General features: G+C 63.0%; 15 protein-coding genes. 11 read left to right on the top strand and 4 right to left on the bottom strand.

Going from position 1 to position 15,615, the window contains the following annotated elements; genetic code table 11:
* The first annotated feature begins 38 nt into the window (after positions 1 to 38).
* The 5 genes from ACWF6P_RS15895 (at position 39) to ACWF6P_RS15915 (ending at position 4,912) form a co-directional block, all read left to right on the top strand.
* Complete coding sequence (locus ACWF6P_RS15895; protein ID WP_020906304.1) at positions 39 to 998, top strand: ABC transporter permease; 960 nt, start codon at positions 39 to 41, stop codon at positions 996 to 998.
* Positions 998 to 3,076, top strand: a complete 2,079-nt coding sequence (locus tag ACWF6P_RS15900; RefSeq protein ID WP_452621632.1) for a dipeptide/oligopeptide/nickel ABC transporter permease/ATP-binding protein — start codon at positions 998 to 1,000, stop codon at positions 3,074 to 3,076. Before ACWF6P_RS15895 ends, ACWF6P_RS15900 begins: the two co-directional genes overlap by 1 nt.
* Complete coding sequence (locus ACWF6P_RS15905; RefSeq protein WP_042449495.1) at positions 3,073 to 3,891, top strand: ABC transporter ATP-binding protein; 819 nt, start codon at positions 3,073 to 3,075, stop codon at positions 3,889 to 3,891. The genes ACWF6P_RS15900 and ACWF6P_RS15905 overlap by 4 nt, the downstream gene beginning before the upstream one ends.
* A 60-nt stretch (positions 3,892 to 3,951) precedes the next feature.
* The gene (locus ACWF6P_RS15910) at positions 3,952 to 4,689 is read left to right on the top strand and encodes a FadR/GntR family transcriptional regulator (RefSeq protein ID WP_007734278.1); all 738 of its coding nucleotides are present in this window, start codon (positions 3,952 to 3,954) and stop codon (positions 4,687 to 4,689) included.
* Positions 4,690 to 4,756: 67 nt separating this feature from the next.
* Positions 4,757 to 4,912, top strand: a complete 156-nt coding sequence (locus ACWF6P_RS15915; RefSeq protein WP_230814877.1) for a hypothetical protein — start codon at positions 4,757 to 4,759, stop codon at positions 4,910 to 4,912.
* A 55-nt stretch (positions 4,913 to 4,967) separates the two neighbouring features.
* Here ACWF6P_RS15915 and ACWF6P_RS15920 read toward each other — a convergent pair whose 3' ends face one another.
* Entirely contained in the window at positions 4,968 to 6,083 is a 1,116-nt protein-coding gene (locus ACWF6P_RS15920; protein WP_003945863.1) for an NAD(P)H-dependent flavin oxidoreductase, read from the bottom strand.
* The gene (locus ACWF6P_RS15925) at positions 6,083 to 7,756 is read right to left on the bottom strand and encodes an acyl-CoA synthetase (RefSeq protein WP_452621619.1); all 1,674 of its coding nucleotides are present in this window, start codon (positions 7,754 to 7,756) and stop codon (positions 6,083 to 6,085) included. The genes ACWF6P_RS15920 and ACWF6P_RS15925 overlap by 1 nt, the downstream gene beginning before the upstream one ends.
* A gap of 79 nt (positions 7,757 to 7,835) precedes the next feature.
* Between ACWF6P_RS15925 and ACWF6P_RS15930 the strand changes: the two genes are divergently transcribed.
* Positions 7,836 to 8,660 carry a crotonase/enoyl-CoA hydratase family protein gene (locus ACWF6P_RS15930; protein ID WP_452621620.1) on the top strand — a complete coding sequence of 275 codons (825 nt, stop codon included), beginning with the start codon at positions 7,836 to 7,838 and terminating at the stop codon, positions 8,658 to 8,660.
* A gap of 104 nt (positions 8,661 to 8,764) precedes the next feature.
* Here the strand turns inward: ACWF6P_RS15930 and ACWF6P_RS15935 are convergent, their stop codons facing one another.
* Positions 8,765 to 9,739, bottom strand: a complete 975-nt coding sequence (locus ACWF6P_RS15935) for a hypothetical protein (RefSeq protein ID WP_452621621.1) — start codon at positions 9,737 to 9,739, stop codon at positions 8,765 to 8,767.
* 171 nt (positions 9,740 to 9,910) lie between these two features.
* Positions 9,911 to 10,948, bottom strand: coding sequence for an LLM class F420-dependent oxidoreductase (locus ACWF6P_RS15940; protein WP_378448954.1), 1,038 nt, complete (start codon positions 10,946 to 10,948; stop codon positions 9,911 to 9,913).
* Positions 10,949 to 11,021: 73 nt separating this feature from the next.
* Between ACWF6P_RS15940 and ACWF6P_RS15945 the strand changes: the two genes are divergently transcribed.
* The 5 genes from ACWF6P_RS15945 to ACWF6P_RS15965 are packed head-to-tail and all read left to right on the top strand — an operon-like array spanning position 11,022 to position 15,580.
* On the top strand, positions 11,022 to 11,999 hold the full coding sequence (locus ACWF6P_RS15945) for a Zn-ribbon domain-containing OB-fold protein (protein WP_378535208.1): 978 nt from the start codon (positions 11,022 to 11,024) through the stop codon (positions 11,997 to 11,999).
* A gap of 10 nt (positions 12,000 to 12,009) precedes the next feature.
* Positions 12,010 to 13,080 carry a thiolase domain-containing protein gene (locus ACWF6P_RS15950; protein ID WP_317551508.1) on the top strand — a complete coding sequence of 357 codons (1,071 nt, stop codon included), beginning with the start codon at positions 12,010 to 12,012 and terminating at the stop codon, positions 13,078 to 13,080.
* Positions 13,080 to 14,261 (top strand): thiolase domain-containing protein, encoded by a 1,182-nt coding sequence (locus ACWF6P_RS15955; protein ID WP_378535206.1) that lies wholly within the window; start codon positions 13,080 to 13,082, stop codon positions 14,259 to 14,261. The genes ACWF6P_RS15950 and ACWF6P_RS15955 overlap by 1 nt, the downstream gene beginning before the upstream one ends.
* 35 nt (positions 14,262 to 14,296) lie before the next feature.
* Entirely contained in the window at positions 14,297 to 15,160 is an 864-nt protein-coding gene (locus tag ACWF6P_RS15960; protein WP_378535204.1) for a TIGR03619 family F420-dependent LLM class oxidoreductase, read from the top strand.
* Positions 15,161 to 15,169: 9 nt separating this feature from the next.
* Positions 15,170 to 15,580 carry a nuclear transport factor 2 family protein gene (locus ACWF6P_RS15965; protein ID WP_378535202.1) on the top strand — a complete coding sequence of 137 codons (411 nt, stop codon included), beginning with the start codon at positions 15,170 to 15,172 and terminating at the stop codon, positions 15,578 to 15,580.
* Positions 15,581 to 15,615: the final 35 nt, after the last annotated feature.

The following is a 15,615-nucleotide window of genomic DNA, read 5'->3' on the forward strand; positions in this document are numbered from 1 at the left end:
GTGCGCTCGGCCGTTTCCCACAACTGAGAGATCCCCCGATGGCAAGAGTCCTCCCTATGCTGATCAGGCGATTACTGATACTGATCCCCCTGATCCTCGGCATCATCGCTTTCGTCTTCATCGTGATGCAGTTCGCGCCTACCGATCCCGCAACCGCGGCGTTCAACGGCGGCAACCCGACTGCGGAGCAGTTGCAGCAGTTCAAAGAAGAGAACGGACTGCTCGATCCGCTTCCGCTGCAATACGTTCACTTCGTGACCGATCTGGTCAGCGGCAACATGGGTGACAGTCTGATTTCCGGTACCCCGGTGTTGGATTCGATCTCCACCGCTCTGCCACTGACCATTCAGCTCACGGTTCTCGGACTGGTGATCGCCATCGTGCTCTCACTGATCTTCGGTGTCACCAGTGCACTGTTCCGCGATCGTTGGCCGGATCAGGTCATCCGGGTGATCTCACTCGGTGGTGTGGCCGCACCGTCATTCTGGTTGGCACTGCTGATGATTCAGTATCTTGCCGTCCAACTCGGATGGTTCCCCACCGGTGGCTACGTCAATCCGAGCGACTCCGTCACCGACTGGCTCTGGTACATGGCACTCCCCGCTCTGTCCCTGTCACTGCCCGTCGCAGCACAACTCACGCGCATCATCCGTACGTCCATGGTCGAGGAGTTGGACAAGGACTACGTCCGAACCGCGATCGGCAGCGGCCTGCCCTATCACGTGGTGATCGGCCGAAACGTGTTGCGTAACGCGCTGATCAACCCGCTCACCGTCCTGGGTCTACGAGTCGGTTATCTCCTCGGTGGCGCTGTGGTCATCGAGCAGATCTTCGGCCTGCCCGGCATGGGTCAGCTGATGATCAACGGCGTCACCAACGGTGACCCCGCAGTCGTTCAGGGTGTTGTCATCGTCATCGCGGTCGGCTTCGTCGTCGTCAACCTCGCCGTCGACATCCTCTACCTGCTCGTCAATCCACGACTTCGGAGCGCAGCATGATGAGAAGAAAACTCACCGAGAAGCTTTCGCGACCCGGCATCACCTTTTCTCGCTTCCCCCTCTCGGCTTGGCTCTCGATGGCCGTTCTCGCGATCATCGTGCTCGCCTGCCTGTTCGCGCCGCTGATCACGCAGTACACGCCGCTCGAACAGGCGGTCGGTACCTCCGGCCCCAGCTCCGCACACTGGTTCGGACAGGACAGTCTCGGCCGAGATCTGTTCAGCCGCTTGCTCTACGGCGGACGCTGGTCACTGACCATCGGTCTCGGTTCCACTTTCCTCGCACTGTGCGCCGGCGCTCTCATCGGATCGGTGGCCGCAACGAGCCGAAAAGGCGTCGACGAGACCATCATGCGTGTGCTCGACGTGGTCATGGCGTTCCCGGGCATCGCGCTCGCTGCCGTACTCGTCGCAGCATTCGGTGGTTCCATCCCGGTTCTGATCGTCACTATCGCGTTCCTCTACACACCGATGGTTGCCCGCGTCGTTCGGGCGAACGTTCTCGCTCAGTACGGCGAGGATTACGTCGCGGCCGAAAAGGTCATCGGCGCAAGAACTTCGCACATCGTCGTCAAGCACGTCGTGGCCAACTGCGCTGCGCCCGTTCTCGTCTTCTGCACCGTCATGGTCGCCGACGCCATCGTGCTCGAGGCCAGCCTGTCGTTCATCGGCGCCGGTGTCCGTCCCCCGGATCCGTCGTGGGGCTCGGTGATCGCCGACGGCAAGAACATGGTCCTTCTCGGTGGTTGGTGGGCAACGGTGTTCCCCGGACTGCTCATTCTGCTGACGGTGCTCTCCCTCAACGTGCTCGCCGAGGGGCTCACCGACGCGATGGCCGACCCGAGCCTGAAGAAGACCAAGAAGACGCCCTCTGCACTGGAAGCAGCGCAGACCGCCGCAGCGGAGGAGACCTCCAACGAACTCATTCTGGAGGACGAAGCGGCACTGAGCGCCGACACTCCGGAGTTGTCCGACGACTTCGCCGACCCGAGCGTCGTGAAAGATGCTCTCGAGCCGGCCGCGGAGCCGACGCCTCTCGAAACTCACCTGAAGATCCTGGCGGAAACCGAGCGGTCTCGCTCCGATCGTCTTGTGTACGAGGGCGATGCAGCGCCACTCCTCGAGGTCCGCAATCTCACGATCCGGTTCCCGGAACGCTACGGAGACACGGCGATCGTCGACAACGTGAGCTTCACCGTCCGCCCGAACGAGACGATGGCGCTCGTCGGCGAGTCCGGTTGCGGAAAGTCGCTCACCTCGCTGGCCATCATGGGCCTGCTACCCAAGACGGCAGTGGTGACCGGCGAGATCCTGTTCGACGGAGTCAACGTCCTCGAGCTGAACAACCGCGAGCGAAACAAGCTGCGCGGGCACGACATGGCCATGATCTACCAGGATGCGCTGAGTTCACTGAATCCGGCGATGCTGATCCGCGCCCAGTTCAAACAGCTCACCAAGCGTGGCGGTACCCGCACGGCCGAGGAATTGCTCGAACTCGTCGGACTCGATCCGGTACGCACTCTCGCCAGCTACCCGCACGAGTTGTCCGGTGGTCAGCGTCAGCGCGTCCTGATCGCCATGTCGCTCACCCGTAGTCCGCGGTTGATCGTCGCGGACGAGCCCACCACTGCTCTCGACGTCACCGTCCAGGCCCAGGTCGTGGACTTGCTCAACGACCTTCGGGAAAAGCTGGGATTTGCAATGGTCTTCGTCAGCCACGACCTGGCACTGGTTGCCTCCCTGGCCCACAAGATCACGGTGATGTATGCCGGTCAGGTCGTCGAATCAGCCCCGACAAGCGATCTGCTCGTCGATCCCCGCCACGAATACACCCAGGGCCTTCTCGGTGCCGTTCTCTCGATCGAGGACGAAGCGCCGCGACTGCATCAGATTCAGGGAACTGTGCCCTCACCCGGAAGCTTCGCGCCGGGAGACCGTTTCGCCGAGCGTTCCACTCGCCCGGACTCCGATCCCCTGCGAAAGCCGGAGATGGTCCGTATCGACGGGACCGAGCATTGGTTCGCCAACCAGTCCGCGACTCCCGCACATGCAGAATCGGAATTGGAGAGCGTGCGATGACTACAGCTGAAGCACCCATCCTGGAACTGAAGAACATTCACGTCGTCCACAAGACCCGTTCGGGATCACTTTTCAAACCCGGCACGGTTCACGCGGTCAACGATGTCAGTATCGACGTACGACGAGGGACGACGATCGGCATCGTGGGCGAGTCGGGTTGTGGCAAGTCCACTCTGGCGAAAGTCATGGTCGGACTGCAGAAACCGACGTCAGGCGACGTGGTCTTCCGCGGCCGAAGCGCTCTGACCCGGTCGGCGGGCGTGCGCAAGGAATTCGGGCGGGCGATCTCGATAGTCTTCCAGGATCCGGCTACCGCGCTCAATCCGCGAATGACGGTGGCCGACATCCTCACCGATCCGCTCGACGTCCACGGCATCGGGAACCGCGCGAGCCGGACCGCCCGAGTTCGCGAGCTGGTCGGTTTGGTCGGGCTCCCCCAATCTGCACTCGAAGTCATCCCGAGCCAGATCTCCGGCGGTCAGCGTCAACGTGTCGCGATCGCACGTGCACTCGCGCTCGAACCTGACGTGATCGTGGCCGACGAGCCGACGTCGGCTCTCGACGTCTCGGTGCGCGCGCAGATCCTGAACCTGCTCAGCGACATCAAAGCTCGGTTGGGGCTCGGCATGGTGTTCATCTCGCACGACATACAGACGGTGCGGTACGTCTCCGACACCATCGTCGTCATGAACGCCGGGCGGATCGTCGAGCAGGGAACGGCGCAGGAAGTATTCGACAACCCGTCGGATGCGTACACGGCCAAACTGCTGGGTGCGGCGCCCAGTCTCCTGCAACGCACCGTTGACGTGGGTTGACCAATGGAGCGGATGACCGGACATAGGATGAAGGACGTTCGTATCAGAAAAGGGGAATCGATGTCTGTCCGGAGTGGCACACAGGGCGCTCGTTTCAGCGCGCAAAACCGCATGCGCGCACTTCAGACGGACATCATGAACTTGATCCTCGAACGCAGACTCTCCCCCGGCGACCCGATGCCCACCGAAGCCGAACTGTCCGAGGAATTGGGAATCGGCCGGAATACGCTCCGAGAGGCGCTCAAGGTTCTGCAGGCCTTGGGCGTCGTCGAAATCCGTCACGGCTTCGGAATGTTCGTCGCCCCGAGCAACTTCGACGCTCTCGCCGACGGCCTGACCTTCCGTGGCCGGTTGTCCTTGCAGGGCACCGGGCACGAGGCGATGGAACTGGTCGACATTCGTCAAGCACTCGAGACCGGACTGATCGGTGCGGCGATGGCCGAGATGACGTCGGCCGACCATGCTGACCTCGACGAACTCGTCACCGGTATGGAGGTCCGTGCCGCCGCCGGGAAGAACTTCTCCGACATCGACGCGACCTTTCACTCCCGCCTGTACTCCCCGCTCGACAACCAGGTCCTCGCTCAGTTGATGGACGTCTTCTGGCAGGTGTACAGCGAGATCCAGCAGGCCATCGGGCATTCGGATACGCCACTGATCGACATCGCGTCGAAGCATCGTGCGATTCTCGACGCGATCCGTACGGGTGATGCAGTCGAGGCGGCGCACACTCTCGATGTGCACTTCGGTGGCCTGCGCGAGCGGATCGCCAGTCTTCATGCGTCCGAAGCGCAGTAATCTCGAAACACGTGATTTTGCTCCGCTGTCTCACCATCGCGCCCGTTCTTCCGGCAAAATTACGGGTATGAAGAACCCGAACCTGACGCCTTCGCGCGTTCTCGCAGTTGTCCTCGCTGCCGCCTTGGTCATTTTCGTGATCGCACGTCGCCGCGACGACGGCGTTCTCAGCCGCGGAGAATGGTTGTCGGACAGCGTCGGGCCGGACGACCTCGCCGGCTGAAACGACGTATGCCCTCGACCGAAACTCGGCCGAGGGCATACGTACGTGTCATCTACTACTTCATCGAATCCAGTCGGGTTCGCGCGTCCTCGAACCCTGACACCAGCTCGGCCATGACCTCGGCGACCGGGCGGATTTCGTTCATCCGTCCCACGATCTGACCGACGGGCATTGCCACAACTTCCGGGTTCTCCGATGCAGCGATTCTCTGATGAGCGTCGCTGACCAGTAGGTTCTGCAGCGGCATCGGCAAGGGCGCCGGTGCTCCCGGGTTCGACCAGGCTTCCGTCCACTTGGTCTTGAGCAACCGAGCGGGCTTACCCGAGTAGATGCGCGAACGTACGGTGTCGGCCGACGTCGCGCCCAACAGTGCACGCTGAATAGCGGACGGGCCTTCGCCCGATGCACTGCCGAGTTTGTATTCGGACGTGGTGAGCCAGTACGAGCCCATCCACACTCCGGACGCACCGAGCGCGAGTGCAGCAGCCACCTGACGGCCGCTGCCGATACCGCCGGCAGCCAGCACGGCAGCCGAATCGCCGAGTGCATCAACGATTTCCGGAACCAGAACCATCGACGCAATCTCGCCGGTGTGACCGCCGGCCTCGTAGCCCTGCGCAATCACGATGTCGACGCCGTTCTCGACGTGACGACGCGCATGCTCGACGGCGCCGGCCAGTGCTGCCACCGGCACGCCCTTCTCGTGTGCCTGATCGATCACGTCCTTCGGGGGCGATCCCAGTGCATTCGCGATCAACGCAATCCGATGTCCCAGAGCAACATCGACGTGAGATCGCGCCACCGAGTGAAGCCATCCCAGTACGCCGGTCGCATGCTCGACGTCGTCGGAAAGTGGCGGCACACCCAACTCGTCGAGTGTGCGATTGACGAAGGCGCGGTGCTCCTCCGGAATGAGCTTGTCGAGGTCGACGGCGCCGCCCTCGGTCGGCACCTTGGCCGGCATGACGATGTCGACGCCGTACGGCTTACCGTCGGTGTTCTCGTCCATCCACGTCAGTGCGGCTTCGAGCTCTTCCGGGTCGTTGAACCTGACGCAACCGAGAACACCAAGACCGCCCGCGCGACTGATGGCGGCCGCGACGTGCTCGGAGGGAGTGAATCCGAAGATCGGGTATTCGATGCCGAACTTGTCGGCGAGATCCGAACGCATCAGGCTTCCACGCTTTCTGCCGGTGACGCCACAGGAGCGCCGTTTCCGTTGTGATCGTCAGCCTCGCGCGATTCCGTCTCGGCTTTCGCCCAGCGGTAGTCGGGCTTGCCTGCCGGGTTGCGCTTGATCTGGTCCACGAACCACACGCTGCGCGGAACCTTGTATCCGGCAATCTCTTTGCGCGCTGCGGTGGCGATGTCGTGCAGCGTCGGCGACGTGCCTTCGCGTACCTGAACCACTGCGGCAACGCGCTGACCGAACCGGTCGTCGGGGATACCGACCACCAGCACGTCGAAGATGTCCGGGTGCGCCTTCAAAGCGCCCTCGACCTCTTCCGGGTACACCTTCTCGCCGCCGCTGTTGATGGACACCGAACCGCGGCCGAGCATCGTGACCGTGCCGTCGGCTTCGACCTGCGCGTAGTCGCCGGGGATCGAGTAACGAACACCGTTGATCGTGCGGAAGGTTTCGGCCGTCTTGACCTCGTCCTTGTAGTAACCGAGCGGGATGTTGCCCCTGCGAGCGAGCATGCCGCGCTTGCCCGAACCGGGCTCGACCTCGTTACCGTCGTCGTCGAGAACCGTTGTGGAGGCGTCGATCTTGACCGTCGGACCGCCAGTGTGCTTCTGGCCCTTGCTCAATACTGCCAGTCCGCCGAAGCCGGTCTCGGACGCGCCGATGGAGTCCGTCAGCAGGCGGTTGGGCAGCAGTTCGAGGAACTGCTCCTGGATGCTCGGCGAGAAGAGGGCAGCACTGCTGGCCATCACGTAGAGCGTCGAAAGATCGTACGGCTCACCGGTATCCGGGTTTCCGGCGATCAGTGCGTCGAGCATCGGGCGGCCCATTGCATCGCCCGTGATGAAGATCAGGTTGACCTTGTGCTTGTCGATGTTCTGCCACACCTCGTGGGCGTCGAACTCCGGGTGCATCAAACAGGTTCCGCCGCCGAAGAGGCTGTGGAACACCGCCGACTGGGAGCCGCCGTGAATCATCGGGGGGATCGGGTAGCGGATCATGCTCGGGTTGGCAGCCCCGACCTTCGCCATCTCGTACTCGTCCTCGACCGGAACTCCGGTGACGAAGTTGATGCCGCCGCCGAGCACACGCCACCAGTCCTCGTGACGCCACATGACGCCCTTGGGGCTACCGGTCGTGCCGCCGGTGTAGAGCATGAAGATGTCGTCATTGCTGCGATCTTCGAAATCGCGCTCACCCGAACTCTGCGCGAGTGCGTCCTCGTAGCCGATGCCGAAAGCACTGAAGTCCAGATCGGTGCCGTCCTCGACCACGATGACGGATTTGACCTTGGGAGTGTTCGGCAGGACGTTCGCGACCTTGTCCGAGTAGCGGCGCTCGTGAATGAGCGCAACCATGTCGGAGTTGTCGAAGATGTACTGCAACTCGTTCTCGACGTACCGGTAGTTGATGTTGACCATCACGGCCCGGATTTTGAAAACCGCGACCATGGCCTCGATCGCCTCGATGACGTTCCGGCAGTAGATGCCGACCTTGTCACCCGGCTGAACGCCATGTTCACGCAGGTAGTGACCGAGGCGATTCGCCCGGTCCTCCAACTGCGCATAAGTCGACTCGCGATTGTCCGAGACCAGCGCAACGCGGTCCGGAACGAGGTCGATTGCGTGCTCTACGAAGTCTGCGATGTTAAGGGCCACGAGATCAAAGTAGAACGTGTTACCGTTTCTGGCAAGACCCAATTTGAGAGCCAGCTCACAGACCCGCCAGGAGCCATCAGTGTCCACTTCGACGACCGAAAAATCAGATATTTCGGAAACCGCGCCGCATTGCCTCGTGGAGAAGCGCGGTCACGTCCTCATCGTGACCATGAACCGCCCCGAGCGTAAGAACGCCATCACCGGCGAGATGATGGCGATCATGGTCGATGCCTGGGACCAGGTCGACAACGACCCCGAGATCCGCGTCGCCATCCTCACCGGTGCAGGCGGCGACTTCTGCGCCGGCGCCGACCTCAAGAACATGTCCGCCAAGCCGCCGGGAGATTCCTTCGCGGGCGGCGGAGTCGACATGTCCAAGATCGAAGGCCTTCTCAAGGGTCGTCGGTTGACCAAGCCGCTCATCGCCGCCGTCGAGGGTGCAGCCATCGCCGGCGGAACCGAAATCCTGCAGGGTACCGACATTCGCGTTGCGGGTGAGAGCGCCAAGTTCGGCGTCTCCGAGGCCAAGTGGGGACTCTTCCCGCTCGGTGGATCCGCAGTGCGTCTGGTGCGCCAGATTCCGTACACGATCGCAGCCGACATCCTGCTCACCGGCCGTCACATCAAGGCTCCGGAGGCCAAGGAGATCGGACTCATCGGCCACGTCGTCCCGGACGGCCACGCACTCGACAAGGCGCTGGAACTCGCCGACCTGATCAGTGCCAACGGCCCTCTCGCCGTGCAGGCGATCCTCAAGACCATCCGCGACACCGAGGGCATGCACGAGGAAGAGGCCTTCCAGATCGACGCACAGTTGGGCATGAAGGTGTTCATGAGCGCCGACGCCAAGGAGGGCCCGCGGGCGTTCGGCGAGAAGCGAGCGCCCCAGTTCAAGGGCGTCTGACCACCCCTTCCCTCCCCCTTCTCGGTGCACCCTCTCGGTCCCCCACCCCCTTTCCGAGCGAACGTACCTTTCGGCGCCTTCAGTGCGCCGAAAGGCACTTTCACTCAGCCGGTTTCGTCCAGTTTCACCCACCTAGACCTCACCGACACCTGCGGCCGGGGCCGTGATTGCGCCAATCTGTAGTGCGCACGAAGGTCCTCGATCACGCGATCGGGGTCCGTTCGAAGTGCACTGGGCACCGTCGGTAACACGATGATTCCCGCATTCTGCATACGCGTCCGGCGTTCCACCGTGCGCTTGTAGTCCGTCGGCGCTGCATGCCATTCCAACGAGTCGATGTCCCACGCGAAGGCAACCGAATCGATCCATCCGTCCGGAATTGCGATGAAGTCTCCCTTCGCATCTCGGATCTCATGGTTGAACAACATTTCCGGCAGTCCACTCCGCTGCCAGAGTTTTCGCGCGTGGACCTCAGGCACCGAATGGGCGTTCGCGTTCACTTCGCGCAACACGCCGCGAGGTAGCGCGGAACCCCGACTGCTACCGGCGTCGAGTTCCTTCGCAAGTTCGCGCACCGAGACGTCGCCGCGCTGAACAGCCTCAGCGATGAGTGCCCGTGTGGGGTCGAGGGCCTTGCACCGCCTCGCAGCGTCGAGTAGCGCTCGCGGCAGCGGCGCACAGCGCAGACTGTTCCGAATCTCCGGCTCAGGCAATCGAACAGTGCGCTCTACCGTGACGAACCCGACCGATTGAACTCGACGGTCGATGGGGATGAGCACCTGCACATCCCCCGAGTGCGTTCGATATCCGTACTCCGACATGGCAGATCGCCCAGTTAGCAGGGACTCGTCACCGCTCAACATGAGCGCCGCGATCGAGCGTTGACGTGGCGTCGGTTGACCGTTCCTGAGCAGGATGACCCCCGGCAATATGCGCTGCCACGGTCCACCCACCCGACACCGGGTGTGCACTGCTGAGTTGGACACGCCCAATCGCGCCAACTCCGCCGTTCGGATCACTCCGCTTCGACTGACGCGGTAAATCGCGTCCAGATCATCGCCCCACGTTCCACGCCGCATGGTTGCAGCATGACTCGAGCAGCAGCGCGGGCCCCCGCGCCGACCTGGGGTTTCGGTGTGCCTGTGGATAACTTTGGGCGAGCGAAAGGCACGTTGAGCGCCTCAGATGCGCTGAACGTGCCGTTCGCTCGAAAAAAAGGGGGGTACCGCTCGAGAAAGGGCAGGCCTCGCTCAACCACCCACCGCAGCCGCGAGCTCTCGCACATGGTCGGCGTCGCGGCAGGTCACCAGCAGCATCGTGACTCCGGCTTCCTCCCAACGCTTCACGTCGGCGCGCACCTCGTCGACGTTGCCGATGATCATGGTCTCGGTGACCATTTCGTCGGGGACGACGGCAGCGGCTTCGTCCTTGCGGCCCGACATGAAGAGACGGCCGATCTCGTCGACCTCCTTCTCGTAACCCATCCGCTTGTACACCTGCGCGTGAAAGTTCAACTCCGGGGCGCCCATTCCGCCGACGTAGAGGGCGGTCATCGGCTTGAGAGCGGCGATGGCGGCAGCACGGTCGTCGGTCACGATGACCTGACATGTGGCGGCCACCTCGAAGTCTTCGCGGCTACGACGGGCCCCGGCGCGCGCGAACCCTTCGTCGAGCCACTTGTTGTACATCGGGGCCAGGCGCGGGGTGTAGTAGATCGCCAGCCATCCGTCTGCGATTTCGCCGGCGAGCGCGACGTTCTTCGGCCCTTCGGCGCCGAGCCAGATCGGGATGTCCGCACGCAACGGGTGCGTAATGGCCTTGAGCGGCTTGCCAAGTCCCGAACTGCCCGGTCCCGCATAGGGCAGAGGGTAGTGCGGTCCGGGACTGGTGACGGGCGCTTCACGGGCAAGAACCTGGCGCACGATCGAGACGTATTCGCGGGTGCGAGCCAGCGGCTTCTCGAAAGGCTGGCCGTACCAACCTTCGACGACCTGGGGTCCGGATACGCCGAGTCCGAGGATCGTTCGTCCGCCGTTCAGGTGATCGAGAGTGAGCGCGTGCATGGCGCAACTGGTCGGTGTTCGCGCCGAAATCTGTACGACGGACGTACCGAGCCGAACCTTCTCGGTGCGCGATCCCCACCAGGCGAGCGGGGTGAATGCGTCCGAGCCCCACGACTCCGCCGCGAAGACCGCGTCGAATCCCGCGCCTTCCGCGGCCTCGATCAGTTCCGGGGCGTTTGCCGGCGGCTGCGCGCCCCAGTATCCGAGTTGCAACCCAAGCTTCATCGCAGGCCTCCACATTGCCGGTGATCAGAAGTGACTCTTGCCACAATCTCTAGAACCTGTTCTACTCGATCTTGTGACCATCGGAAAGAGCGGGGTGGCCGACAAGCCCCTGAGCGCACCATTGAATCTCCATTTCGACTACACCAGATCGACGGGACCGACCATCGGCGCGTTCGTGACTGCCCTGCGTGATCGCAAGGTGATCGGCGCCCGTGGGTCGAACGGTCGTGTCTTCGTGCCGCCACCGGAATTCGATCCGGACACGGCCGAACCACTGACCGACTTCGTCGGGGTCTCCGACGGCGGAACGGTCGTGAGTTGGACGTGGATGCCCGAACCCATCGAGGGGCAACCCCTGACGAAACCCTTCGCGTGGGCCCTGATCAAGCTCGACGGCGCGGACACGTCCATGCTCCACGCAGTCGACGTCGACTCCCCCGACGACATCAGCACCGGCCTGCGGGTCCGTGCTCGCTGGGCGTCGGAGCGGATCGGGCAGATCAAGGACATCGAGTGCTTCGAACCAGGTGAGAGCGAAAATGGAATCGCGACAGTCGATTCCAACGCCGATCCTGTCACCATGATCACGACCCCCGTCGACCTGCACTTCATGCATTCCGCTTCGGCCGAGGAGAGTTTCTACCTCCGTGGTCTCGCAGAGGGCAAGCTGATCGGTGGTCGCAGCGGACCCGAGGACAAGATCTACATCCCTCCGCGCGGCGCCAATCCCACCAACGGGAAGCCGACGAGCGAGCAGATCGAACTGCCGGACAAGGGAATTGTCACCACCTTCTGCATCGTCAACGTCCCGTTCCTCGGGCAGCGGATCAAACCTCCCTACGTTGCCGCCTACGTGCTCCTCGACGGGGCCGACATTCCGTTCCTGCACCTAATCCTCGAATGTGATGCCGCGGACGTACGGATGGGCATGCGGGTCGAAGCCAAGTGGAAGCCTCGCGAAGAGTGGGGTTACACCCTCGAGAACATCGAATACTTCCGGCCGACAGGTGAACCCGACGCCGAGTACTCCACCTTCCAACACCACCTGTGAGGCTCCTGAAATGACTTCTGCAGACATCGCAGTCGTGGGCTTTGCTCAGGCACCCCACGTCCGCGAAACCAACGGCACCACCAACGGCGTCGAGATGCTCGTCCCGTGCTTCCAGCAGCTCTACAGCGATCTGGGAATCACCAAGTCCGACATCGGCTTCTGGTGCTCCGGATCTTCCGACTACCTGGCCGGACGTGCGTTCTCCTTCATCTCGGCCATCGACTCCATCGGAGCGGTACCGCCGATCAACGAATCTCACGTCGAGATGGACGCCGCGTGGGCGTTCTACGAAGCGTGGATCAAGATCTTGACCGGCGAGGTCGAGACCGCGCTGGTGTACGGCTTCGGCAAATCCTCCGCCGGGCACCTGCGCAAGATCCTGTCCATGCAGCTCGATCCGTACCTCGTCACTCCGCTGTGGCCAGACTCCGTCTCGATCGCCGGACTTCAAGCCCGGCTCGGACTCGACGCGGGCAAGTGGACGCAAGAGGACATGGCGGAGGTTGCCGCTCGCAGCCGTCGCCACGCGCTGAGCAATCCGAAGGCTCAGCTCGCAGGCGAGGTCGACATCGAGGCCCTGCTTGCAAGTCCATTCCTTGCAGATCCGTTGCGCGCACACGATTGTGCGCCCATCACCGACGGCGCGGCAGCAATCGTCCTGGCCTCGGGCACCCGTGCGCGAGACCTGTGCGAGCGGCCGGCGTGGATCACCGGACTCGAGCATCGCATCGACTCCCCCAACCTGGGTGCACGTGACCTGACGACGTCGCCGTCCACTACGTCGGCAGCCAAGGCGGCAACGGGCGGCGAGGTCGGCAACATCGACGTCGCCGAACTGCATGCCCCGTTCACTCACCAGGAATTGATCCTGAAGGAAGCGATCGGTCTGACCGACGCCACCACGATCAACCCGTCCGGCGGTCCGCTCAGCGGCAACCCGCTGTTCGCCGGTGGTCTGGAACGAATCGGCCACGCCGCCAAGGCAATCTTCGACGGCCAGGCGAATCGCGCTCTGGCCCATGCAACAAGCGGCCCTGTGCTGCAGCAGAACCTGGTAGCAGTCTTGGAGGGACGGAACTGATGGCCGGAACGCCTCAACTCGCGGCCGTGCTCGGCACCGGCCAAACTCACTACGTCGCAAAGCGTCACGACGTCTCGATGGCGGGCATGGTCCGAGAAGCCATCGACGCCGCCATGGTCGACGCCAACGTCGGCTGGGACGACATCGACGCCGTGGTGATCGGAAAGGCCCCCGACTTGTTCGAGGGTTCGATGATGCCGGAACTCGCCATGTCGGATGCCCTGGGCGCCAACGGAAAGCCGTTGCTGCGTGTTCACACAGCCGGCTCGGTGGGCGGTTCGACGGCTATCGTCGCCTCCAGCCTGGTCAAATCCGGTGTCCACAAGCGGGTTCTGACGGTTTCCTGGGAGAAGCAGTCCGAGTCGAACGCGATGTGGGCCCTGTCCGTACCTGTTCCGTTCAATATGCCCGTCGGCGCCGGTGCCGGTGGATACTTCGCCCCGCACGTCCGTTCGTACATTCGTCGATCGAACGCACCGGAGCACATCGGCTACCTCGTCGCGGTGAAGGATCGGCTCAACGGCAGCCTCAATCCTTATGCGCATCTGCGCCAGCCGGACATCACTTTCGAATCGGTGCAGGCATCTCAGATGCTCTGGGACCCTATCCGCTACGACGAAACCTGCCCGTCCTCGGACGGCGCTTGCGCGCTGGTGATCGGCAACGAAGAAGCCGCCGCACAGGTGGAGGCCGAGGGTCGTTCCGTCGCCTGGATCCACGCGACAGCCATGCGCACCGAGCCGACGTTCTACGCCGGACGCGATCAGGTCAATCCGCAGGCCGGACGCGATGCCGCGGCCGCACTGTGGAAGTCCGCGGGAATCACCGATCCGCTGAACGAGATCGACTGCGCCGAAATCTATGTCCCCTTCTCGTGGTTCGAGCCGATGTGGCTCGAGAACCTCGGCTTCGCGGAGGAAGGCCAGGGCTGGAAGCTGACCGAGGCCGGCGAAACCGCGATCGGCGGAAAGCTCCCGGTCAATGCCTCTGGCGGTGTTCTCTCCTCCAACCCGATCGGCGCCTCGGGCATGATCCGTTTCGCCGAGTCCGCGATGCAGGTCATGCGACGCGCCGGCGACCACCAGGTGGCCGACGCTCGCAAGGCTCTCGGCCATGCGTACGGCGGTGGCTCGCAGTACTTCTCGATGTGGGTCGTCGGCTCCGAACGTCCCACCACGTAACAGCAGCACACACGCCGATCAGGAAGAGGCCGAAGATGAAGTACACCGTCGGGGTTGCCATGAACCCCTTGGACCAGTTAGCCGGTATCGCTAAAACTGCCGAGGAATGCGGCTTTTCGTCGATCGCTCTCCCCGATTCACTGTTCTTCATGGAAACGCAGGCGGCGGATTATCCGTACACCCCGGATGGGTCTCGGATGTGGAATGCCGAGACCCCCTGGGTCGATCCGCTGATCGCCGCGGCCGCAATGGGCGCGGTGACCGAGAAGATCGAGTTCTACACCCAGGTACTCAAGCTCGGTAGCCGCAATCCGGTCCTGCTCGCGCGGCAGGTCGGATCGGTAGCGGCACTGACGAACAACCGCTTCGGCTTCGGCGTCGGAATCGGTTGGGCTCCGGAAGAGTTCGAGTGGTGCGGCGCGCCGTACAAGCGTCGCGGCGCCCGCGTGGACGAGATGATCGACGTCCTCAAACTGATTCTCGGCGGCGGCATGGTCGAGTATCACGGCGAGTTCTTCGATTTCGATCGCCTGCAGATGAGTCCGGCTCCCACCAAGCCGGTTCCGTTCTACGTCGGCGGCCACACCGAGGTCGCACTCAAACGTGCTGCGCGCGTGAGCGACGGTTGGACGTCGGCAATGATCAAGTTCGACGATCTTGTCGGTGTCATCGCCCGACTGCGTGAACTGCGCGCCGAGTACGGACGCGAGAACGAGCCGTTCGAAATCCAGACGGTATGCATCGACCGTTTCGGCAAGGACGGTTACGCAGAGCTCGAAGATGCCGGCGTCACGGACATCATCACCGTGCCTTGGGTTTTCGACGGAATCGGATTCGATGCCCCACTGGAGGCAAAGCAGGATTCGATGCGCAAATTCGCCGAGCAGTACATCAACTGAGGAGCCGCGATGAGTGACGAACACCCCGCCCGCGTCGCGGGTAACGCTTCGCGCGCCGCAGCGAGTGGCAAGAACAAGGAAGCCTGGCTGGACCTCTTCGCCGAGGACGGTTGGGTGGAGGATCCGGTCGGGCCGTCGGGCTTCGATCCCGAAGGCAAAGGGCATCACGGGCGCGAAGCGATCTCCAAGTTCTACGACATGACGATCGCGAACGCGGACAAGCTCGAATTTCTGATCGACGATTCCCTGGTGTGCGGCAACGAGAACGTCAACATCGGCAAGATCCGGACCACCATCGGCGGCTCGATCATCGACGCCGAAGGCGTGTTCGTCTACCGGGTGAACGACGCCGGCCAGATCGCGTCGCTTCGAGCATTCTGGGAAGTGGATCGTGCGATGAAGACGGCACGCAAAGCCTGAGAACCCACAGTACGAGCGCGGCCCCGGTCATCGAC

The sequence above is a fragment of the Rhodococcus sp. NPDC055024 genome (genome assembly GCF_053608585.1).